The sequence below is a fragment of the Leucobacter sp. genome (genome assembly GCF_053528595.1).
In genome coordinates this window covers 1-20,345 of record NZ_JAIVPF010000047.1, presented here as the reverse complement: position 1 = coordinate 20,345, position 20,345 = coordinate 1, and the positions used below count along the sequence as shown (strand labels likewise).

Below are 20,345 nucleotides of genomic sequence, written 5' to 3'. Positions count from 1 at the left end.
TTCTACCGGCAGATCGCGTGGATGCATGCGGAGGGGTTGTCGACGGGCATCAAGCAGCCCGTGGGCAAGCCGGTGTACGCGCCGAAGGCGAACGTGACCCGCGAGGCCATGGCCGCCTTCCTCTACCGCGCCGAACACTGACGAGGTATCGGACACCAGAAGCGCCGTGCCGCCGGGGTGCATCCCCGGCAGCACGGCGCTTCGCCGTCGGCGGATACCGGTCTAGGCACCGCACAGCTCGAATCGACTAAACTTGTCGCGTGCATGTATTGAGTGTGAGTTCCCTCAAGGGCGGGGTCGGCAAGACCACTGTGACGCTCGGCCTCGCTTCGGCAGCCTTCTCCCGCGGCCTGCGGACGCTGGTGGTCGACTTCGATCCGCAGTCCGACGTCTCCACGGGGCTCGCGGTGAACCCCGAGGGCTACGCGAACGTCGCCGACGTGCTCGAGAGCCCCAAGGAGAAGACGGTGCGCTCGGCCATCGCGCACAGCGGCTGGAACGAGTACCACGAGGGCGGGGCGATCGACCTGCTCGTGGGCAGCCCGTCGGCCATCAACTTCGACGGCCCGCACCCCTCGACGCGCGACATCTGGAAGCTCGAGGAGGCGCTCGCCGTGGTCGAGTCGGAGTACGATCTCGTGCTCATCGACTGCGCGCCCTCGCTCAACGCGCTCACCCGCACGGCCTGGGCCGCGAGCGATCGGGTGCTCGTCGTCGCCGAGCCGAGCCTCTTCGCCGTCGCGGCGACCGACCGCGCTCTGCGCGCGATCGAGGAGATCCGCCGGGGCGTGAGTCCACGCCTGCAGCCGCTCGGCATCCTCATCAACCGCACGCAGCCCCAGTCCATGGAGCACCAGTTCCGCGTGCGCGAGCTGCGCGAGATGTTCGGCCCGCTCGTGCTGAACCCGCAGCTGCCCGAGCGCCCCTCGCTGCAGCAGGCCCAGGGCGCGGCGAAGCCGGTGCACATGTGGCCCGGCGAGGCCTCGCAGGAGATGGCCGCGAACTTCGATCTCGTGCTCGACCGGATCCTCCGCTCCGCGGGCATGGACGCCGCGCGCGCCGCCAAGTAGGCGCGCGACCGCGACCCGCCGGGCGCGCTCGGAGCGCGCTCCCCCCCGGGGCTCCGCTAGGAGATCTTCTTGCGGTTCCGGCGCCGCGCGGCGAGCTCGTCGACCGACGGCTCCGCCTGTTCGCGATGTTCGTCCATGTCGACGAGCGAGGTCTCGACCTCTCGGAGCACCTTGCCGACCGCGATGCCGAAGACGCCCTGGCCGCGGCTCACGAGGTCGATGACCTCGTCGCTCGACGTGCAGAGGTAGACGCTCGCGCCGTCGCTCATGAGGGTCGTCTGCGAGAGGTCGTGCACGCCCGCCTCGTGCAGCTGCGCCACCGCGGTGCGGATCTGCTGCAGCGAGATGCCCGTGTCGAGCAGGCGCTTGACGAGCTTCAGCACGAGGATGTCGCGGAAGCCGTAGAGGCGCTGCGATCCCGATCCCTGGGCCCCGCGCACCGTGGGCTCCACGAGCCCCGTCCGGGCCCAGTAGTCGAGCTGCCGATAGCTGATGCCCGCCGCGCGCGCGGCGGTCGCACCCTTGAAACCGCCGTCCTGGTTGGGCCGGGGAAGTCCGTCGTCGAAGAGCAGGTCGGAGTCGATCGAGAGCGGCTGAGCACCCGGAACTGGTGCCGACGGAGAGACCGCGTCACCGGACGGCTGCTGGGTGTGCTCCATCGTATTCCTCTCTCCACGGCGCCGCATGCACGTGCGCCGAACTCCATCAACGCTACCCAGATGCGCACCCCCGTGCAACGACCGGCGAGTATCAATTTGGGCGTGTCGACCTCTACCTGAAGTTGAAGGTTGAAATCACGCCGATCGGGCCCCGATCAGAGTCCGCCGAACCGCCTGCGCAACACGCCGGAGCGCACCGTGTCCAGATATCCGGCGAGTTCGAGAGATCCCTCGGTGCCCGCGGGAGTGCCATTCTTCAAGCCCCGCGTCGAGACGGCGTGCGCGATGAGCTCGGCCTCCCGCTCGGCCGCGACGCGCAGGGAGCGCAGGTGCCGGGGGGTGATCCCCTGCTCGGCGAGCTTCAGGAGCGCGGAGAGCTGGGCGACCGCATCGTGCGGGAACACCTCGGCGGCCGGCAGCAGACCCGCGGCGATCGCCTCGCCCAGGAAGCGCGCGCTCGCGCCCGTCGAGCGCCGCAGCTCCTCACTGCTCAGCACCCGCTTCGGGGCGAGGATGCTCGACGCGCTGCGAGAGGCCGCGCCGGGGATGAGCGGATCGCGTCCCGCGTCCATCTCCTCGAGCAGTTCGGCGATCACCTTGAGCGGCAGGTAGTGGTCGCGCTGCAGGGTGAGGATCAGGCGCAGCCGCTCGATGTGCTCCTGCGAGAACTTGCGGTACCCCGACTTCGTGCGCTCGGGCGTGACGAGCCCCTGCTCCTCGAGGAAGCGCAGCTTCGAGGGCGTGAGATCGGCGAAGTCGTCCTGCAGTCGCGCGAGCACCTGGCCGATGCTGAGCAGACCCTGAGCGTGCTGGCTGGCCTGTGCGGCCGCCATGCTAAGCGCCCTCGCCCAGGTCGAAACGCGAGGCGAAGAACGTGAAACGGAATTTGCCGACCTGCACCTCGGCGCCGTCCTCGAGCTCGATCTCCCCCTCGATGCGAGCACCGTCGCAGAAGGTGCCGTTGAGCGAGCCGAGGTCGACGACCGAGAACACGGTGCCGCTTCGACGGAACTCCGCGTGCCTGCGGGAGACCGTCACATCGTCGAGGAAGATATCGACCGCGGGATGCCGACCGGCGACGGTGACGTCCTGGTCGAGCAGGAAGCGTGCGCCGAGGTCGGGACCCCGCCGCACCACGAGCAGGGCGGCGCCGGACGGGAGCGCCTCGACCGCCTCGCGCTCGTCGATCGTGAGATCGGTCGCCCGAGTGCGGATCATGGCCCCGAGATCATCGCGGAACTGCTGGGTGGAGCGCACCTCGGTGTTGTCGGCGCGACGAGCATGATTCTCAGTGTTCACGTCATCACCCCTTCTGCAATCTCGAACCACATCGGGCCGTGCGGCCCGGTCCCTCTACGCTATCGCAGCGGCGGGCGGGCGCGCACCTCCGGAGCCGAAAAACCGGACCGGAATCTTCGTCGGAGTCACTCGTGCGACTCGAGGAACGCGTAGACCTCGTTCGAGTCCACTCCGGGGAAGGTTCCGGTGGGCAGCGCGGCGAGCAGGCTGGTCGGAGTGGCCGCCTCCGGCCACGCGGCCGCCTCCCACTTGCGGGTGAGGTCGCTCGACGCCCGCCGGCAGCACCGGTCGTCCGGGCAGAAGGACTGCGAGCGGTGCGCGGTCTCGCGCCCCCGGAACCACTTCACGTCCTCGAAGCGCACGCCCACGCTCACGGAGTACAGGCCCTCCTTCGCCTTCTCCACGCGCGAGGTGCACCAGTAGGTGCCGCCCGACGCCATGTCCGTGTACTGGTACCAGGGGTTGAAGCGATCCGGCTGCGAGAACACGGTGCGCGCCGTCCAGTTGCGGCACACCGTCGCACCCTCGAAGTTGCCCAGCGCGTCGGACGGGAAGCGCACGCCGTCGTTCTCGTAGGCCTTGATGAGCGTCCCCGACTCGTGCGCCTTCATGAAGTGCACCTCGAGGTCGAGGCGCTCCGTCGCGAGGTTGGTGAAGCGGTGCGCGGCCATCTCGTACGAGACCGCGAACGCGTCGCGCAGGTCCTCCATCGAGATCTGGCGCTGCTGCTTGGCCTCGGAGAGCAGCGACACGGTCGCCTCCTCCGGCAGCAGCACGGCGCCCGCCAGGTAGTTCGCCTCGACGCGCTGCCGCAGGAAGTCGCCGTAGTTGCGCGGCTCCTCGTGCCCGCAGACGAGGCTGGCGAGCGCGCGCAGGATCGGCGCCCGCGCGTCGCGCGAGGGCAGGTTGCTGCCGAGGTAGATGCGCCCGTTGCGACGGTCGATCACCGACCGCGTCGAGTGCGGCATGTCCGAGACGTAGTGCAGGCTGAAGCCCAGCTTCTCGGCCACGGTGGAGATGGTCTGCTGAGAGACCGGACCGCCGGCGTATCCCACGCTGTCGAGCAGCTGGGCCGCCGCGCGCTCGAGCTCCGGGAAGTAGTTGCCCGCGACGCGCATCTCGCGCCGCAGCTCGGTGTTCGCGCGCCGCGCCTCCTCGGGGGTGGCCGCGCGCTCCCGGTGCAGACGCTCCACCTCCTGGTGCAGGCCGAGGATCGCCTGCAGCGTCTCGTCGCTCGTGGCCTTCGAGACGCGGATGGGCTGGATGCCCAGCGAGCGGAACACCGCTCCCCGCTGCGCGCGCTCCACCGCGATCTCGAGCGCCGCCCGCTCGCTCGGCGCCTCGTCGACGAGCAGCTCGTCGACGGTGGCGTCGAGCGCGGCGGCGAGCGCGCGCAGCAGCGGCAGCCGCGGCTCCCGCTTGCCGTTCTCGATCGCCGAGAGCTGCGACGGCGCGCGATCGACCGCCGCCGCGAGCTGCTCCAGGGTCATGCCCAGCCGCGTGCGGCGTTCCCGGATGCGTCGGCCGAGTGTGAGGGCGTCGCCGCCCTCCTCCGTTTCGATGTCGGCGCCGCGGGGTGCGCCGATCCCGGTCTCGAGAAGTGTCATGCACCCATGGTGCCAGAGGCACATTCTTCCGGCAAGCAGAAAAAGGCGCGAATTTCACCCCGCGCATGGCCCGGTTCGGGGGTTCCCGGGGGCTCAGGATGGAACTACACGCAGATACCCGCCCCGGGCCTCGAGACGCAGGAGCCATCGTGACGAACGATTCGCATCGCCCCACCGGTCCCGAGCGCGGAGCGGGTCGACGCACCGGGAACCATCCGACCCCGCATCACCACCCCTCTCACGCAAAGGATCAGATCATGACCACCATGCAGGCGGCTCCGCAGTCCACGTCGACCGCCATCTCCTCCAGCACCGCCCGCATCGAGGTCCTCGGCCGCCCCTTCGGCCGCAGCGACGAGATCCTCACCCCGGAGGCCCTGCAGTTCCTCACCGAGCTGCACCACCGGTTCGCCAGCAGCCGGCACGAGCGGCTCGCGGACCGCCAGCGCCGCCGCTACGAGATCGGCAACGGCCGCGACCCGAAGTTCCGCGACGACACCCGCGCCATTCGCGAGGACACCGCCTGGCGCGTCGCCGGCGCGGGCCCCGGGCTCGAGGACCGCCGCGTCGAGATCACCGGCCCCACCGATCCGAAGATGACGATCAACGCCATGAACTCCGGCGCACGCGTGTGGCTCGCCGACCAGGAGGACGCCACGAGCCCCACCTGGCACAACGTGATCGGCGGCCAGCTGTCGCTCTACGACGCGATCCGGGACCAGCTCGAGTTCACGAGCCCCGAGGGCAAGGAGTACCGCGTCACCGCCGACCGCACGCCCACGATCGTCATGCGCCCGCGCGGCTGGCACCTCGTGGAGAAGCACATCCGCTTCGTCGACGCGCAGGGCCAGGCGGGCGCAGCATCGGGCAGCCTCGTCGACTTCGGCCTCTACGCGTTCCACAACGCCCGGGAGCTCGTCGCGCGCGGCCGCGGCCCCTACTTCTACATCGCGAAGCTCGAGTCGAGCGAGGAGGCGAAGCTGTGGGACGACATCTTCGCCTACACCGAGCAGGCGCTCGGCCTGGAGCACGGCACGATCCGCGCGACGGTGCTCATCGAGACCCTGCCCGCCGCGTTCGAGATGGAGGAGATCCTCTACGTCATGCGGGATCACATCGCCGGCCTCAACGCCGGGCGATGGGACTACATCTTCTCGATCATCAAGAACTACCGCGGCCGCGGCGCGCGCTTCGTGCTCCCGGATCGCAGCGAGGTCACCATGACCGTGCCCTTCATGCGGGCCTACACCGAGCTGCTCGTCAAGACCTGCCACAAGCGCGGCGCCCACGCGATCGGCGGCATGAGCGCGTTCATCCCGAACCGCCGCGACCCGGAGGTCACGGCCCGCGCCGAGGAGAAGGTGCGCGCCGACAAGCACCGCGAGGCGAATGACGGCTTCGACGGCACGTGGGTGGCGCACCCCGACCTCATCCCCGTCGCGCAGGCCGAGTTCGACGCCGTGCTCGGCGATCGCCCCAACCAGGTGGATCGCCGGCGCGACGACGTCGAGGTGACCGCGGCGCAGCTGCTCGACGTGCATATCGGCCGCGACATCACCGAGGCCGGCGTGCGCGACAACGTCTCGGTCGGGATCCGCTACATCGAGGCGTGGCTGCGCGGTCTCGGCGCGGTGGCGCTCGACAACCTCATGGAGGACGCCGCGACCGCGGAGATCAGCCGCTCGCAGATCTGGCAGTGGATCCACCAGGACCAGTCGACCGCCGAGGGCACGCCGATCACCCGCGACTGGGTGGCCGAGCTGGTGCGGGAGACCGTCGCCGGTTTCGACCGCTTCGAGGGCGACCGATACGACGATGCCGCCGAACTCTTCGCCGACGTGGCGCTGGGCGACGACTTCCCCACCTTCCTCACGGTGCCGGCCTACAGCCGCTACCTCGTGGACGGCTGAGCGGCTCGAGCGCGCGACGAGAACGGGAACGGCCCCGGGGATGCACCCCGGGGCCGTTCCCGTTCGTGTCTCCGTTTCCGCGGCGGGCACTGGTCGACGGACGGGGTTTGCCCTATGATTGCGCTGGGGTCGCCCGAGCCGCACGGTTCGGGCGATAAAAGGGAGAACTACCGCAGATTCCCGTCGAGAGGCAGCTCCCACCCCTCATGAACCCCATCACCGAGCCCGGGCGGCTCCGCGCGCACGCGGGCTACCCGATCGATTCGCGCGAGGCCAATCTGCTGGCGCTCGGCGTCCAGCCGCTCGTCCCGGCGGGGAGCCGCTGGAACGACCCGAGCGCGAGCACTCTCTCCGATGAGGAGCAGCAGCGACTGCGAGACGACTGGCGGCTGCGCACGACCGCCGACGTGCTCATCGCGGCGCACGGCCTCGTCAACGACCGGCTGCGCCGCCCGCAGTGGCGGCGCATGCTCGAGCTGCGCATCGACGCCGGGCGTGCGACCCGCGGCGCCTCGCGCTCGTCAGCCCGACTGTGGGATCGGGCGATCGAGCGCGCCGGGATCGACGGGAACGATGCCCGCGGCTTCGTGCGCGCGGTCCTGGCCTATGAGGACGGGGGCGGGGCGCACGCGTTCCCGCCGGACGAGCCGGTGGTGAGCCTGGACGCGTATCCGCTGGGCCAGGCGGTCGCGGTGAGCGTCTGGGGCGTCGGCCTGGAACTCCTCTCGCGCGCGGACTCGCTGCGGCTCATCGGTCACGTGAACGAGATCGCCCGGCACGAGTTCGGCTCGTGGGAGGCGTTCGGCCGCAGCTTCGCGCTGGGCTCGGCGATGGTCTCGAGCGACGGCGTGTTCAGCCGCCGTGGACTGCGCCGGGCCGCCGCGGCCGCTGAGATCATGTCCGCCGCACTCGACGCGACGCTCGACGGACCCTGGGCGGTGCTCCCGTGGCGCATCTGAACGGGTCCGATCCGCACTCCCGCAAGTATCTGTTCACCGGCCCATTCGTCGAGCGGTGGAGCGACGACGGTCTCGGGATCTTCTCGATGTTCGCCGCCGATCCCGGCTGCAGGCCGCTGGTGCTCCTGCCCAACGACATCCAGATGGAGGACTACGCGCCGCGGTACGAGGTGCGATTCGGCTTCGACGCGAGCCGCACCCTCGCGCGCCTGATGCATCGAGAGCATCCGCACGACCCGAACCTCGTGCTCATCGACTTCGCGCCCGCGCTCTACCCCGATCACGATGCGCTGCTGCCGGCGCTCAACGCGGGCCTGCGGGGCGACTGGCCGCACCGCCTGACGCTCGTCGTGCTCTCGCCGTCGACCTCGGGGCTGCACACCGCCGGCTTCGACGCGCAGCTGAGGCTCCCGTCGTGAAGCCGGCGACCGGAACGGCTCCCGCGGTCCCCCGCGTCTCCGAGGACGGCGCACCGAGGACCGGGATGCGCATGAGCAGACGGCTGCCGGGCAGCTTCGACCGGCTGCTGCGCCGGGCCTCGGTCGACGAGCTCAAGGCGGTGTTCGACACGCGCCCGCTCGACGCGCGCGGCGGCCAGACCAAGGCCGCGGCCATCGGGTTCCCGGACTGCCCGGACGAGCTCATCGTGTGGCTGGTCGAGCGCGGGCTCGACGTCGACACGACCGACGAGCACGGCGCCACCCCGCTGTGGGAGCGCGCCGCCGCGGGGCGCACCGAGCAGATCCCGCTGCTGCTGTCGCTGGGGGCGGACATCCGGCGGCAGCGCCGCCGCGGCGGCACCCCGCTCCACGCGGCGGCGGCGCACCAGCGGCCCGACGCCACCCGCCTGCTCCTCGAGCACGGCGCCGACGTCCACGCCGTCGACGACGCCGGGGAGACGCCGCTGCTGCGCGCCCTCAAACGGACCCCCAACGCCGGCATCCCCGGCATGGCGCGCGTGGCGGAGCTGCTCCTCGACGCCGGCAGCGCGGTGACGCCGGAGATGCCCGAGGCGGTCGAGCGCATCACGAGGAACTTCGAGTTCCATCGCCCGGGGTTCAGCGCGGCGCTGCTGCCGAAGGCCGATACGGGGCTGCGCGAGCTCCACCGGTTCTTCGGCGCGACCCCCGTGCAGGCCCGGATGCTCCACGACGGCACCGCGCCGATCACCATCCCCTCCGGGACCTGGCAGGACCGCCACCAGGTGTTCTGGGAGCTCCTCGTGCCGGCGAACGGGGCCGCCAGGACCGTGCAGGGCGAGGTTATCCGGATCACGGGAAGGGTCGCCAGGGAGATCCTCGACAACCGGAGCCGGAGCTGGGATCGCGACTTCAGGAGCATGCTCGGCGCGCTCCCGGCCCACCTCGGCAGCGGCGCCCCGCTCCCCGAGGACCGGCTCGCCGAGGCGCTGCGGCTCTCGAGCGCGCTGCGATCCGGGCACGGGAGCGAACAGCAGGTCTACCGCCTGAGCGAGCTCGCGGTCGCCTGGGTCTGCGCCAACCCCGAGCCCCTGCCGCTGCACGCGACGGGATACGCCCGATGAGCTCGCCGCGACTCCGCGCGAGAGCGGCCGCGGCCGGTAGGAACGGCCGAGCCCACCCGATACCCTGAACACACCCCGAGAAAGGACATTCCCATGGGATTCTTCACGAAAGACGACGGACCGGCGACGGGCGCGCAGGGTGCGCTCGCCCCGCTCTCGAAGGACCGCGTCAAAGCCGCGCTCGAGCGCGCCGGCTGGTCGTACAACGTCGACTCGGACGGCGACATCGGCGGGGGCTGGGAGTACGGCTCCTTCTACTTCTTCGTCAACGGCAACAGCGACGAGCTGCTGTGCGTGCGCGGTTTCTGGCGGGGGCGCCTCGAGAGCGACGACTACGGGCGGGCGCTCGAGACCTGCAACATCTGGAACGCCGACAAGCTGTGGCCCAAGACCTACGTCGGACGCGACGACGAGGGCATGGTGCGCATCAACACCGAGCACAACGTCGACTACGAGCACGGCCTCACCGACGACCAGCTCATGCAGCACCTCGTGTGCGTCGTCAACACCAGCATGGCGTTCTTCGAGCACATCAACGAGCAGTTCCCCGAGGCCTGGGAGAAGTACCGCCCGGAGGAGTGACACGAGGGCGGCGCACCGCGGTCCCGCGTCGCCGCCGCCATCCTCGTCTTGTCCTCGTCCCGTCCTCGCCCCGAAGCACAGGAGCCACGTGTCCGAACGATTCCAGGTCGATCTCGCCGGTATGGTCGATCTCCTCTCGCGCCATCTCTACTCCGGCCCGCAGGTGTACCTGCGGGAGCTCATCCAGAACGCGGTCGACGCCGTAAGCGCGCGCCGCGAGCTCGATCCGCGGGCCGAGGCGACGATCCGGCTGAGCACGGACACCGGCGCCGGGGGCGAGGCGACGCTGCGGATCAGCGACACGGGCGTCGGGCTCACCGCGGCCGAGGCCGCCGAACTGCTCGCGACGATCGGCCGCTCGTCGAAGCGGGATCCCGCGCTCGGGCTCGGGCGCGCAGAGTTCATCGGCCAGTTCGGCATCGGCCTGCTCGCGGCGTTCATGGTCGCCGACCGCATCGAGGTGCGGTCGCGCTCGGCTCGCGTCGGCGCGCCCGCGATCCGCTGGGTGGGGCGCGCCGACGGCACCTTCGAGGTGGCGGAGGATCCCGATCCCGACGCGCCGATCGGCACGACGGTCACCCTCGCCGCGAGACGGGATGCCGCGCACTGGCTCGAGAACGACACGGTGCTCGGGCTGGCTCAGGAGTACGGCTCCCTGCTGCCGTTCGACGTCGCCGTGCGGGTGCCGGTCGCGGGATCCGCCCCGCTCTGGCGGCGCATCACCGAGCCGCAGCTGCCCTGGCGCGTGGAGCACCCATCCGACGACGCACGCGATCGCGCGCTCGCCGAGTACTGCGAACGCACCTTCGGCTTCACACCCCTCGCGCACATCGACCTCGACCTTCCGATCGCCGGTCTGAGCGGAGTGGCGTTCGTGCTGCCGCAGGCGGTGTCGCCCGGATCCGGCCAGCACCGCGTCTACACCAAGCGCATGCTGCTCGGCCCCCGCGTCGACCGTGTGCTGCCCGAGTGGGCCTTCTTCACCCGGGCCGTGATCGATGCCGGGACGCTCTCCCCCACCGCCTCGCGGGAGCAGCTCCACGAGGACGAGGTGCTGCTCGGAGTGCGCGAGGCACTCGGCGGGCAGCTGAAGCGCTGGGCTCTCGACACCCTGCGCCGCCCCGGCCCGCTGACGGGTGCCGTGCTCGACACCCACCACCTCGCGCTGCGCGCGCTCGCCCTCACCGACCGCGACATGCTCGAGCTCGTCGCCGAGGTGCTGCCCTTCGAGACCACCGACGGCCCGCTGACGCTGTCCCGTGCGGCGGGCGGAGCCGGGCCCGCCCCCGCGGAGATCGTGTACACGACCACCACCGAGGCGTACCGGCGCGTCGCGGCCGTGGCCCGCGCGCAGGGACTCGTCGTGGTGAACGCCGGGTACGTCTACGACGCCGACATCATGCAGCGGCTGGCGGGCCTGCGCGGCTGGCGGGCGCGCGAGCTGCAGAGCTCCGACCTCGTGCAAGTGCTCGGGTCGGTCGGCGTCGGGCGCGAGATGGAGGTCGCGACCGCGCTCGCCCGCGCCCGCGACGTGCTCTCCGCCGACGACTGCGACGCCATCGTGCGCACCTTCTCGCCCGAATCGGTACCCGCGATCCTGCTGCGCGATTCCGAGGGCGAGCACCGGCGCGACCTGGACCGCGAGCGCACCGCCTCCCCCGAACTGTGGGGCGGGCTGCTCGACTCCTTCGCCGAGGGCGGCGCCGCGCGCACCCGCACCCTCGTGCTCAACGACGAGGCGCCCGTGGTGCGCCGGCTCCTGGCCGCACCCCCGGGCGAGGTGTTCGATGCCGGACTGCGCTCCCTCTACCTCTCCGCCGTGATGCTCGCCGGGGAAGGGCTGCGCTCGGCCGAGTCCGCCGCGCTCTCCGGGGCCCTCGGCGTGCTGCTGGACGCGTCGCTCGCCACCGCCGGATCGGAACGCCCGCATCGAGAGGACACACCATGAACGCCGCCGTCGAACGCGAGCTCCGGGATATCCGCGACATGCCCTACGGGGTCGCGCGGATCGCCGCCGCCGAGGCGGTGAGCCGCCGGATCGAGGCCGAGGGCCCGCGGGAGAAGCTCGCGGAGGCGCTGCTCGACCTCGTCGAGGCCTACACCTTCTCGGGCGAGGGGGCGAAGTCGTTCGTCGTCTTCGCCCGGCTCCTGCGCCTGTGGGACGAGAGCCCCGAGCTCTTCGACGGGGGCGACGAGCGCAACCTCTTCTGGGAGTTCAAGTGGATCGCGGGAGATCTCCCCGACTATCCGCAGATCGCCCCGGCGCAGGCCGAGGCGCTGCTCGCCGACATGCAGCGCCGCTTCGAGCTCGCGGGGCACGGGCTCTCGTCGGTGCGGATGAGCCGATTCCGCTGGCTCTGGCACACGGGTCGACCCGGGGCCGAGGCCGCGCGTCTGGAGTGGGTCACCGGTCTGCGCGACGAGTTCGAGGACTGCCGGGCGTGCACGATCGGGCAGCAGGTCGACTACCTCTGCGACACCGGCCGCCACGCCGAGGCCGTCGAGCTGGCCCTGACCCAGGACTCCTCGTGCAACCTCGAGCCCGCGCGCACCCGCTACGCCCTCGCGCTCTCGGCGCTGATCACGGGCGATCCGCAGCTCGCGCGCATCTCCCTGCAGCAGGCGGTGGCCAGCGACGACGGCGAGACGAGCGACTTCGCGCCGGCGCGCGGGCACGGTTTCGAGACGCTGGCGCTGGGCGGACGGCTCGAGCAGGCGCTCCGGCGCCTGCGCAACGACTATCCCGGGATGCTGCGCCGAGCCTCCACGCCGTTCTTCCGGCTGCGCTTCCTGCTGAGCGTGCTCTCGGGCCTCTCCGCGAATCTCGACCGGGGAGACCTCGCCACCGGCCTGCACGACCCCGAGTGGCGCACCGTGCGCGAACTGCACGAGTGGGTGCGCGGCGAGGCCGCGGCCCTCGCGGAGCAGTTCGACGCCCGGAACGGCAACTCCTGCTACACCGACCGGGTGTCCCTCGCGCTGGCCGCGCGCCGCGCACCGCTGCCGATGCCGGACGTCGAGAGCGGGCAGCCAGACCCCGCCGCATCCGGTTCGGGAGCGGCGTCCGGCGCGGTGCCCGGTTCCGGCGCCGCATCGGACGTCGCATCGGACGCCGCGCGGATCGAGCCCGGGATCACCGGCCCGGCCTCGGCCGTGGAGCTCTTCCAGCGGGCCGAGGCGATCGCCGGCGAGCGCGATCTCACGAGGGCCGGAGCCGCGTACCTCGACGCCGCCGGCGCCGCCGAGGCCGAAGGCCTGATCGCCGAGGCCGGCCTGTCGTACGCCGAGGCCGCGCAGTGCGCCGCGGCAGCCGGCGACGACGCGGCGGCTCACGAGCGGTTCGGGCTGGCGGTTCCGCGCCTCGTCGCCGGCGACGCGGATCCTGAGGTGCGGGCGGCGGTGCTCACCGCGTGGGCGCCGATCGCCGCCCGCATGGCGGACTCCGCCGCACAGCTCGCTGCGACCGCGGCCGAGCTCGACGGCTGCGCGGAGTTCGACGGCGCCGGGCTCAGCGCGGAGCTCGCGGAACGCCGCCTGCACGACTGGCGGCGCCGGCGCGCGACGCTGCGCGACACCCTCGCCCGATCGATCGCGGCGGCCGGCCCGGCCGAGCCCTCCGGCGAGCCCGGATCGCTCGACGCCCGGCGGGCCGCCGCGGAGGCGCTGGCCGCCGGGGAGGAGTTCGCCGCGATCGGCCTGATCCCCGACGCGTCGCACGCGTTCTGGCTGGCGGGCCGCGTGCAGCGCGACTCCGGCGACGACGAGGCCGCGCTGTGGGGGCTGGAGTCGGCGTTCGAGGGTTTCACCGTCGCGAGACGGCCGGGTGAGCGCGCCCGGGTCGCCGGCGAGCTCATCGAGCTGCTGCGCGCGACCGGTCAGGCCGAGCGAGCGGACGAGATCACCGCCCGGCTCACGACGAACTGAGGCCGCTCGCCGGGATCCGCGCCCTCGCCGAGGTCCCGGCGGCTCCCCTACTGCTTCAGTTCGTTGGCCCGCTCGATCGCGGGACCGAGCTCGTCGATCACGAGCGTCTCGGTGTCGAGCTGCCCCGTGCGGTACGCGGCCCGGCCGACCATGTGGGCGGCCACGGGTGCGGTGAGCGACTGGAACACGAACACCGGGACGAGGGCGAGCAGGGTGGCGACCGATCGCTGATCGAGTGCGATCGCGGCGATCACCAGCAGCAGCCCGAAGATCTGCGGCTTCGTGGCCGCGTGCAGCCGGCTCAGCGCGTCGGGGAAGCGGAGCAGTCCGATCCCGGCGGCGACGGACAGCACCGCGGCGAGGAAGACGCAGACCATGGCCGCGAGGTCCATGATCTGCTCGAGGAGCGCCGTATCAGACATGTCCGGCCCCCTTCCTGGGCTCCTGGATGCTCGGCTGCTCGGCCCGGCGCTTCACGAACCGTGCGACGACGATCGTCGCGAACGTCGCGGTGGCGGCGATCACCGTCATGAGCGGGATCGTATCGGTGTGACCGCGCACCACCATGTCGATGCCGACCGCGAGCATCAGCGTCGTGAGCAGCACATCCGAGGCCACCATGCGGTCGAGGATCGTCGGCCCGCGCACGATCCGAACGATCGCCGCGAGCGCCGTCGCCGTGAGGCCCACGCCGGCCGCGATCGCGAGTGCCGTCATCACCGCGCTCATTTCAGCCCCCCGATCTCCTGCTTCGAACCGACGGTGAGGATCAGTAGACGCTCGATCCGGCGCACCTCGCGGCGCATCGAGTTGATCTCGCGCTGGGTCGGGGTGTTCAGCACGTGCAGGTACAGGACCGAGCTGAAGCGATCGACCTCGGCGACGAGAGACCCCGGGATCAGGGAGATCGTGAGCCCCACCATCGTCAGGATGAAATCGGACCGTGTACGCAGGCGGATCGCGATGATCGACGTCGGCGGGGGCGGGCCGGGCCGCACCGCGAGCCAGGCGACCTGCCAGGACGCGACGGCGAGGTGCCAGAAGAAGTAGCCCAGGTAGAGCAGCGCGTACCAGGGGTGGAAACGGCCGGCGAGCTCGACCGGAGGCAGGTAGAAGACGCGCATGACGACGATCGCGACCACGACGCCGCTCAGCAGCGACAGCGGCGACACCTCGTGCCAGAGCATCATCCACAGCAGCACGAGGCCGACGAGCAGCGGCAGCTCGTGCAACCGCACCCCCCACTCGACCCGGCGCGCCGCGCGCGGTGCATCGACCCGGCTCACGGCGTCTCCTCCCCGGGACGCGTGCTCCCGCTGCCGCCGCCCAGCTGGCCCGGGGTGTCGCCGAGCACCAGCTCGGCCATCTCCCCCGGCGCGGCCATGTCCTCGCCCGCGCGGTCGGCGTAGGCGTACAGCGGCCCGGCGAACACCGTCAGCGCGACGCTCACCGTCACCATGCCCGCGGTGGCCGCGATCATGAGACGCGGGATCTCCTTCTGCTCCTGCGTCGGCCGCGCGTCCGGCGCATCGTGCAACCGCTCGAAGAGCGCCTCCTCCCGCTGCCGCAGCACGACCGCCTCGGCGCTCGGCTTCGCCTCCGGACCGGGCTTCGGCAGCGCTCCGGTCTCGACGGGCGGTTCAGGCCGCTTCCGCGGACGCCAGAAGGCCAGCACCCAGGCCCGCGCGAGGGCGTAGAGCGTCAGCAGCGACACGAGCGCGCCCACCCCGATCAGCCAGTAGGCGCCCGGGGTCGCGAGCTCGGCCGCGACCGTGAACAGCCCCACCTTGCCGATGAACCCCGAGAACGGCGGGATCCCGCCGAGGTTGAGCATGGGGATGAAGAAGAGCACCGCGATGACCGGAGCGCTGCGCAGCATGCCGCCGAGGCCCGAGATCGACGTCGTACCGCCCTGCCGCTCGAGCAGTCCCACCGCCAGGAACAGCGTCGTCTGCACGATGATGTGGTGGGCGATGTAGTAGATCGTGGCCGCGAAGCCCGCGGCGTTCGCCATGGCGATGCCGAAGATCATGTAGCCGATGTGGCTGATGAGCGTGAACGAGAGCAGACGTTTGATGTCGAGCTGCGACACCGCACCCAGGATCCCCACGAGAAGGGTGAGGCCGGCCACCACCATCAGCAGGCCGTCGACGCTCGAGTTCGGGAAGAGCAGCGTCTGGCTGCGGATGATCGCGTACACGCCCACCTTGGTCAGCAGGCCGGCGAACACGGCCGTGACGGGCGCCGGGGCCGTCGGATACGAGTCCGGCAGCCAGAACGACAGCGGGAAGACGGCGGCCTTGATCCCGAACGCGATGAGCAGTGCCAGGTTGAGCAGCAGCTGCATCTCGCTCGGCAGCTCGGCGATGCGCACGGTGAGCTGCGCCATGTTGACCGTTCCGGTCGCGCCGTAGATGAGGGCGATCGCCGCGAGGAACAGCACCGATGAGACGAGCGACACGATCACGTACGTCACGCCGGCGCGGATGCGCTGCACGGTGCCGCCCAGGGTGATGAGCACGTAGCTCGCCACGAGCAGGATCTCGAAGCCGACGTACAGGTTGAAGAGGTCGCCGGCGATGAAGGCGTTGAAGACCCCCGCGCCCAGCACCAGGTAGGTCGGGTAGTAGATCGACACCGGGGTGTCCTCGTCGCCGTCGGCGAGGCCCTGGCCGATCGAGAACAGGAAGACGCCCAGCAGCACCACGGAGGAGACCGCCAGCATGAGCGCCGAGACCCGGTCCACGACCAGCGCGATGCCGAACGGCGCGGCCCAGCCCCCGACTTCCATGACCAGGGTGCCCTGCGCGTCGACGAGCCACATCAGCACACCGCTCAGCACGAGCACCAGGCTCAGCGCGACGAGCGTGATGCCCTGCTGCAGCTTGCGGTGCCCCGGCACGGCGAGCGCGAGCGCCGACCCCGCGAGCGGGATCAGCACGACCAGGGGGACGAGGGCGATCATCGGGCTCCTCCCTCGTCGCCGGAGCCGGCCTCGGCAGGCCGACCGATGCGCGCATCGGACCGGCTCTGCTCGTCGGACCCGCTCTGCTCGTCGATGCCACCCGGCTCGTCGGCGCCGGGATGATCGCCCGAATCGTCGTCGTCCGAATCGTCGTCGTCCGAGAACTCCGGCGCCTCCGCCAGGTCCTCGTCCGTGACCTCGACCGTGGTGAGCGCCTCGGTGGAGGCGATCTCGAGGTCGGCCTCGTCGTCCTGCACGGTGTCGTCCATGTCGTGCGCGAGACGCCACGAGCGGTAGATGAGGGCGAGCAGGAACGCGCTGACGCCGAAGGTGATCACGATGGCCGTGAGGATGAAGGCCTGGGGCAGCGGATCGCTCATCTCCTCCGCGGATCCCTGGCCCACGATCGGCGCGATGCCGAACGACCCGGACATGAGGAAGATGAGCAGGTTCGTCGCATTGCCCACCATCAGGAATCCGAGCAGCACCCGCGTCAGGGTGCGGTCGAGCATGAGGTAGACCCCGCAGGCGTAGAGCACGACCATCGCGGCGACGAGTACGAGAGGCATGGTCATCGGGCGCCCACCTCCTCTTCCTCGAAGGCCGCGACTTCGGCCTCCTCGTGCTCGTCGATCTCCGCGCCGAGACTGCGCAGCACGTCGAGGATCAGGCCGAACACCACGAGGTAGACCCCGATGTCGAAGAGCGTCGAGGTGACGAGGGGCAGCGTGCCGAACGGGCCGAGATCGACGTCGACCCAGGCGGAGGCGAGCGCGGACTGGCCGAAGAGCATCGGCAGGAGCGCCATGGAGACCGCGAGCGCCAAGCCGATGCCGAGGATCCGTCCGGCGTCGAGCGGCACCGTGGCGCCCAGCTCGTAGCGTCCGCCCGCCAGGTAGCGCGCGACCAGGGCCAGGCCCGCGACGAGGCCGCCCGCGAAGCCGCCGCCGGGGGTGTTGTGCCCCGTGAGCAGCAGGTAGAGCGACAGGATGATGAGGGCGTGGAAGAGCAGCCGCACCACGACCTCGAGCAGGATCGAGCGCCGCGCGGGGTTGAGATGGCGGCCGGCGAGCAGCCAGGAGACGCGGCTCGCGGGATCGTCCGGGTCCGCGATGCGCAGCAGATGCTCGCGCGCCTGCGAGCGCGCGTCGCGACGGCTGATCTTCGGGCGCAGATCGGCGCGCGTGCTGAGGAACACGAGGGACGCGACACCGGTCGCCGCCGCGAGGATCACGGAGAGCTCGCCCATCGTGTCCCACCCGCGGATGTCGACCAGCATCACGTTCACGGCGTTCGTGCCGTGACCGCCGGCGTAGGCGAGATCCGGGATCTGCAGGGAGATCGGCTCGGCGATGCGGGAGCCGAGCGCCACGACCGCGAACGCGCCGATGACGAGGCCGACCGCGGACCCGATGAGCGCGCGACCCCAGCGCACCCTGCGGCTCGGGCGGCTGCCCAGCCGCTGCGGCAGGCGCCGGATCACGAGCACGAAGGCGATGAGGGTGACCGTCTCGACCAGTGCCTGGGTCAGTGCCAGATCGGGCGCACCGTGCATCGCGAAGATGGCGGCCATGCCGTACCCCGTCACGCCGACCAGCACGACGGCCTGGAAGCGGGTGCGCGCGCGCAGCGAGAAGATCGCGGCGACGATCATGATGATGGCGATGGGGAGCTGGACGGGCGAGCTGATGAGCTCGAACTCATCGGGCCACTCCCCCGTCACGAGCAGGGTCCCGCCGAGCGCCGCCACCACGACGATGAGGATCACTGCGAGGTAGAAGGGCAGCGAACCGCGCTGCGTGAGCGAGGTGACCCTCACGGCGAGGCTGTCGACCCAGTGGGTGACGACCCAGTAGGCGTGCGAGGCGGAGAACCGCTCCGGCAGGGCCGGCAGCTGCGCCGCACGCCGCGAGAGCAGGACCGCGAGCAGCAGGCCGAGCGCGATCACGGCGACCGATGCGCCGAGCGCCGGGGTGAGGCCGTGCCACAGCGCCAGGTGCTCGGGATGCGCCCCGGGTACGGTCGCCTGCAGCACGGGGTCGAGGGGCGAGGCGAGCAGGCCGCCGGCCAGCGTCGCCAGGGCGAACGCGGCCGGGGCGATGCAGATGCTCCAGCTCGGCCGGTGGATGACGGCGCACTCGACCGTGTCGGGCTTGTCGGCGAAGGCGCCCCACAGGAAGCGGCCCATATAGGCCACCGTGAGCACGCTTCCGAGCACCGCGACGGCGAAGGCCACGTAGGCGAGCGGTTCGTCGGCGCCGATCCTCAGCAGTTCGGTGAACGCGGCCTCCTTCGCCACGAAGCCCACGAAGGGCGGCAGACCGGCCATGGAGGCGGCCGCCGCGGTCGTGATGAGCGCGAGGACTGGCATCCTCCTGCCGACGCCGCACAGCTTGCGCAGGTCGCGGGTGCCCGTGGAGTGATCGATGATGCCGACCGCGAGGAACAGCGGGGCCTTTGCGAGGGCGTGCGCGAGCAGCAGCGCCAGCCCGGCGAACGATGCGCGGGGATCCGCCACCCCGAACACCATCACCAGCAGACCGAGCTGGCTGACCGTGCCGTGGGCGACGACGAGCTTGATGTCGTACTGCTTGAGCGCACGGATGCCGCCGTTGAGCATGGTGACCGCTCCGAGCACCACCAGCGTCTCGCGATAGCCGGCGACCTCCCCGAAGCCGGGGCCGACGCGGGCGATGAGGTACACGCCCGCCTTGACCATCGCGGCCGCGTGGAGGTAGGCGCTGACCGGTGTGGGCGCCGCCATCGCGCCGGGCAACCAGAAGTGGAACGGGAAGATGGCCGACTTCGAGAGCGCGCCCGCCAGCACCAGGAACACCGCGACGGTCGCGATCGGCCCCCGCGGGGGCTGCGCGATGATCTCGGAGAGCAGCGAGGTGCCGGTCTGCTGCGCGAGCAGCACGAAGCCGACGAGCATCGCGAGGCCGCCGAGGGTCGTCACCATGAGTGCCTGCAGCGCGGCCGCGTTGGCCGTGCGGAGCCTCGTCACGTGACCGATCAGCAGGAAGGAGAAGACCGTGGTCCCCTCCCAGAAGATGAAGAGCAGATACAGGTCGTCGGCGAGCACGAGCCCCAGCATCGAGGTCGCGAAGCCCATGAAGACCGCGGCGAAGCGGGGCAGTCCGGCCTCGCCGTCCTCGAAGTAGTTGGTGCAGTAGAGCAGCACGAGCGCGCCGGCGCCGGTGACGAGCAGGGCGAACAGCGCCGATACGGCATCCAGGCGCAGCGAGAGCGTCATGCCGAGCTGCGGGATCCACTCGATCGATTCGGTGAGCACCTCGCCCGAGAAGACGGGCTGGGCCAGCCACAGCAGCACCGCGAAGGCGGCGGCCATCAGCAGGGCCAGGGCGATGAAGGTGCGACGTCCGAAGCGTTGGACGATCGGATGGATCACCAGGGCGCTCAGAGCGAGGACGAGCAGCATGCTCATCATCGCTCCCATAGGCAGCCCGCTTCCGTCTGTCTAGCCGTGTGCTGTTCTCCGCATCGATTCTATCGGAAACGCAGCGGTGAAACCTGGACCGGGGCGTCGTCGGGCGCGGCGGCTCGGCGTCGAGGAACGGCCGCGGAAGCGGTGCGGGCCGGGTGCGGGAGCGGCTGCGCGAGAACGACGCAGATATGGAAAAAGCCCCGAGGTGCTCGCCTGCGATGGCGAGCTCCTCGGGGCTTCGAAAAGGTGTCCGGCGGTGTCCTACTCTCCCACGAGGTCCCCCTCGCAGTACCATTGGCGATGTCAGTCTTAGCTTCCGGGTTCGGAATGTGTCCGGGCGTTTCCCTGACGCTATGGCCGCCGTAACTCTATCAACATG

The 20,345-nt window shown here is 71.1% G+C and carries 18 protein-coding genes and 1 rRNA gene; 8 read left to right on the top strand and 11 right to left on the bottom strand.

Annotated elements, in window-relative coordinates; all coding sequences use genetic code 11:
- The first annotated feature begins 260 nt into the window (after nucleotides 1-260).
- Nucleotides 261-1,070, top strand: a complete 810-nt coding sequence (locus ACWKZU_RS09795) for a ParA family protein (protein ID WP_449282136.1) — start codon at nucleotides 261-263, stop codon at nucleotides 1,068-1,070.
- A 56-nt stretch (nucleotides 1,071-1,126) separates the two neighbouring features.
- On the opposite strand, the gene ACWKZU_RS09790 is transcribed toward ACWKZU_RS09795, so the two are convergent.
- The 4 genes from ACWKZU_RS09790 to ACWKZU_RS09775 all read right to left on the bottom strand — a co-directional run bounded on the left by ACWKZU_RS09790 (nucleotide 1,127) and on the right by ACWKZU_RS09775 (nucleotide 4,635).
- Complete coding sequence (locus ACWKZU_RS09790) at nucleotides 1,127-1,729, bottom strand: MerR family transcriptional regulator (protein ID WP_449282135.1); 603 nt, start codon at nucleotides 1,727-1,729, stop codon at nucleotides 1,127-1,129.
- 155 nt (nucleotides 1,730-1,884) lie between these two features.
- Nucleotides 1,885-2,562 (bottom strand): transcriptional regulator FtsR, encoded by a 678-nt coding sequence (gene ftsR / locus ACWKZU_RS09785; protein ID WP_449282134.1) that lies wholly within the window; start codon nucleotides 2,560-2,562, stop codon nucleotides 1,885-1,887.
- A 1-nt stretch (nucleotide 2,563) separates the two neighbouring features.
- Nucleotides 2,564-3,028, bottom strand: a complete 465-nt coding sequence (locus tag ACWKZU_RS09780) for an FHA domain-containing protein (RefSeq protein WP_449282133.1) — start codon at nucleotides 3,026-3,028, stop codon at nucleotides 2,564-2,566.
- A gap of 125 nt (nucleotides 3,029-3,153) precedes the next feature.
- A complete protein-coding gene (locus ACWKZU_RS09775; RefSeq protein WP_449282132.1) occupies nucleotides 3,154-4,635 on the bottom strand; it encodes a helix-turn-helix domain-containing protein in 1,482 nt (493 codons plus the stop codon).
- Between the two features lie 257 nt (nucleotides 4,636-4,892).
- Here ACWKZU_RS09775 and aceB point away from each other — a divergent pair, with 257 nt between their 5' ends.
- The 7 genes from aceB (at nucleotide 4,893) to ACWKZU_RS09740 (ending at nucleotide 13,553) form a co-directional block, all read left to right on the top strand.
- Complete coding sequence (gene aceB, locus ACWKZU_RS09770; protein ID WP_449282131.1) at nucleotides 4,893-6,545, top strand: malate synthase A; 1,653 nt, start codon at nucleotides 4,893-4,895, stop codon at nucleotides 6,543-6,545.
- Nucleotides 6,546-6,751: 206 nt separating this feature from the next.
- Complete coding sequence (locus ACWKZU_RS09765) at nucleotides 6,752-7,504, top strand: DUF1266 domain-containing protein (RefSeq protein WP_449282130.1); 753 nt, start codon at nucleotides 6,752-6,754, stop codon at nucleotides 7,502-7,504.
- On the top strand, nucleotides 7,492-7,923 hold the full coding sequence (locus tag ACWKZU_RS09760) for a hypothetical protein (RefSeq protein WP_449282129.1): 432 nt from the start codon (nucleotides 7,492-7,494) through the stop codon (nucleotides 7,921-7,923). The genes ACWKZU_RS09765 and ACWKZU_RS09760 overlap by 13 nt, the downstream gene beginning before the upstream one ends.
- Nucleotides 7,924-7,994: 71 nt before the next feature.
- The gene (locus ACWKZU_RS09755) at nucleotides 7,995-9,047 is read left to right on the top strand and encodes an ankyrin repeat domain-containing protein (RefSeq protein ID WP_449282128.1); all 1,053 of its coding nucleotides are present in this window, start codon (nucleotides 7,995-7,997) and stop codon (nucleotides 9,045-9,047) included.
- Nucleotides 9,048-9,140: 93 nt separating this feature from the next.
- A complete protein-coding gene (locus ACWKZU_RS09750; protein ID WP_449282127.1) occupies nucleotides 9,141-9,629 on the top strand; it encodes a YbjN domain-containing protein in 489 nt (162 codons plus the stop codon).
- An 88-nt stretch (nucleotides 9,630-9,717) separates the two neighbouring features.
- A complete protein-coding gene (locus ACWKZU_RS09745; RefSeq protein WP_449282126.1) occupies nucleotides 9,718-11,577 on the top strand; it encodes an HSP90 family protein in 1,860 nt (619 codons plus the stop codon).
- On the top strand, nucleotides 11,574-13,553 hold the full coding sequence (locus tag ACWKZU_RS09740) for a hypothetical protein (RefSeq protein WP_449282125.1): 1,980 nt from the start codon (nucleotides 11,574-11,576) through the stop codon (nucleotides 13,551-13,553). Before ACWKZU_RS09745 ends, ACWKZU_RS09740 begins: the two co-directional genes overlap by 4 nt.
- 47 nt (nucleotides 13,554-13,600) lie before the next feature.
- Here the strand turns inward: ACWKZU_RS09740 and mnhG are convergent, their stop codons facing one another.
- From mnhG to rrf, 7 genes are all read right to left on the bottom strand, one after another.
- Entirely contained in the window at nucleotides 13,601-13,975 is a 375-nt protein-coding gene (gene mnhG / locus ACWKZU_RS09735) for a monovalent cation/H(+) antiporter subunit G (protein WP_449282124.1), read from the bottom strand.
- Nucleotides 13,968-14,270 carry a monovalent cation/H+ antiporter complex subunit F gene (locus ACWKZU_RS09730; RefSeq protein WP_449282123.1) on the bottom strand — a complete coding sequence of 101 codons (303 nt, stop codon included), beginning with the start codon at nucleotides 14,268-14,270 and terminating at the stop codon, nucleotides 13,968-13,970. The genes mnhG and ACWKZU_RS09730 overlap by 8 nt, the downstream gene beginning before the upstream one ends.
- A gap of 8 nt (nucleotides 14,271-14,278) precedes the next feature.
- A complete protein-coding gene (locus tag ACWKZU_RS09725) occupies nucleotides 14,279-14,839 on the bottom strand; it encodes a Na+/H+ antiporter subunit E (protein ID WP_449282122.1) in 561 nt (186 codons plus the stop codon).
- Nucleotides 14,836-16,518, bottom strand: coding sequence for a Na+/H+ antiporter subunit D (locus tag ACWKZU_RS09720; protein ID WP_449282121.1), 1,683 nt, complete (start codon nucleotides 16,516-16,518; stop codon nucleotides 14,836-14,838). Before ACWKZU_RS09720 ends, ACWKZU_RS09725 begins: the two co-directional genes overlap by 4 nt.
- Nucleotides 16,515-17,093, bottom strand: a complete 579-nt coding sequence (locus ACWKZU_RS09715) for a Na(+)/H(+) antiporter subunit C (RefSeq protein WP_449282120.1) — start codon at nucleotides 17,091-17,093, stop codon at nucleotides 16,515-16,517. Before ACWKZU_RS09715 ends, ACWKZU_RS09720 begins: the two co-directional genes overlap by 4 nt.
- Nucleotides 17,090-19,969, bottom strand: coding sequence for a Na+/H+ antiporter subunit A (locus tag ACWKZU_RS09710; RefSeq protein WP_449282119.1), 2,880 nt, complete (start codon nucleotides 19,967-19,969; stop codon nucleotides 17,090-17,092). The genes ACWKZU_RS09715 and ACWKZU_RS09710 overlap by 4 nt, the downstream gene beginning before the upstream one ends.
- A 245-nt stretch (nucleotides 19,970-20,214) precedes the next feature.
- Nucleotides 20,215-20,331 (bottom strand): 5S ribosomal RNA (gene rrf, locus ACWKZU_RS09705).
- Between the last annotated feature and the right edge of the window lie 14 nt (nucleotides 20,332-20,345).

What these genes read in the sequence shown, in the direction of transcription:
- ACWKZU_RS09775 (WP_449282132.1), bottom strand. Translation starts at nt 4,635, where the DNA reads ATGACACTTCTCGAGACCGGGATCGGCGCACCCCGCGGCGCCGACATC.
- ACWKZU_RS09755 (WP_449282128.1), top strand. Translation starts at nt 7,995, where the DNA reads ATGAGCAGACGGCTGCCGGGCAGCTTCGACCGGCTGCTGCGCCGGGCC.
- ACWKZU_RS09710 (WP_449282119.1), bottom strand. Translation starts at nt 19,969, where the DNA reads ATGATGAGCATGCTGCTCGTCCTCGCTCTGAGCGCCCTGGTGATCCAT.
- ACWKZU_RS09750 (WP_449282127.1), top strand. Translation starts at nt 9,141, where the DNA reads ATGGGATTCTTCACGAAAGACGACGGACCGGCGACGGGCGCGCAGGGT.
- ACWKZU_RS09790 (WP_449282135.1), bottom strand. Translation starts at nt 1,729, where the DNA reads ATGGAGCACACCCAGCAGCCGTCCGGTGACGCGGTCTCTCCGTCGGCA.
- ACWKZU_RS09730 (WP_449282123.1), bottom strand. Translation starts at nt 14,270, where the DNA reads ATGACGGCACTCGCGATCGCGGCCGGCGTGGGCCTCACGGCGACGGCG.
- ftsR (WP_449282134.1), bottom strand. Translation starts at nt 2,562, where the DNA reads ATGGCGGCCGCACAGGCCAGCCAGCACGCTCAGGGTCTGCTCAGCATC.
- ACWKZU_RS09715 (WP_449282120.1), bottom strand. Translation starts at nt 17,093, where the DNA reads ATGACCATGCCTCTCGTACTCGTCGCCGCGATGGTCGTGCTCTACGCC.
- ACWKZU_RS09740 (WP_449282125.1), top strand. Translation starts at nt 11,574, where the DNA reads ATGAACGCCGCCGTCGAACGCGAGCTCCGGGATATCCGCGACATGCCC.
- ACWKZU_RS09720 (WP_449282121.1), bottom strand. Translation starts at nt 16,518, where the DNA reads ATGATCGCCCTCGTCCCCCTGGTCGTGCTGATCCCGCTCGCGGGGTCG.
- ACWKZU_RS09765 (WP_449282130.1), top strand. Translation starts at nt 6,752, where the DNA reads ATGAACCCCATCACCGAGCCCGGGCGGCTCCGCGCGCACGCGGGCTAC.
- mnhG (WP_449282124.1), bottom strand. Translation starts at nt 13,975, where the DNA reads ATGTCTGATACGGCGCTCCTCGAGCAGATCATGGACCTCGCGGCCATG.
- aceB (WP_449282131.1), top strand. Translation starts at nt 4,893, where the DNA reads ATGACCACCATGCAGGCGGCTCCGCAGTCCACGTCGACCGCCATCTCC.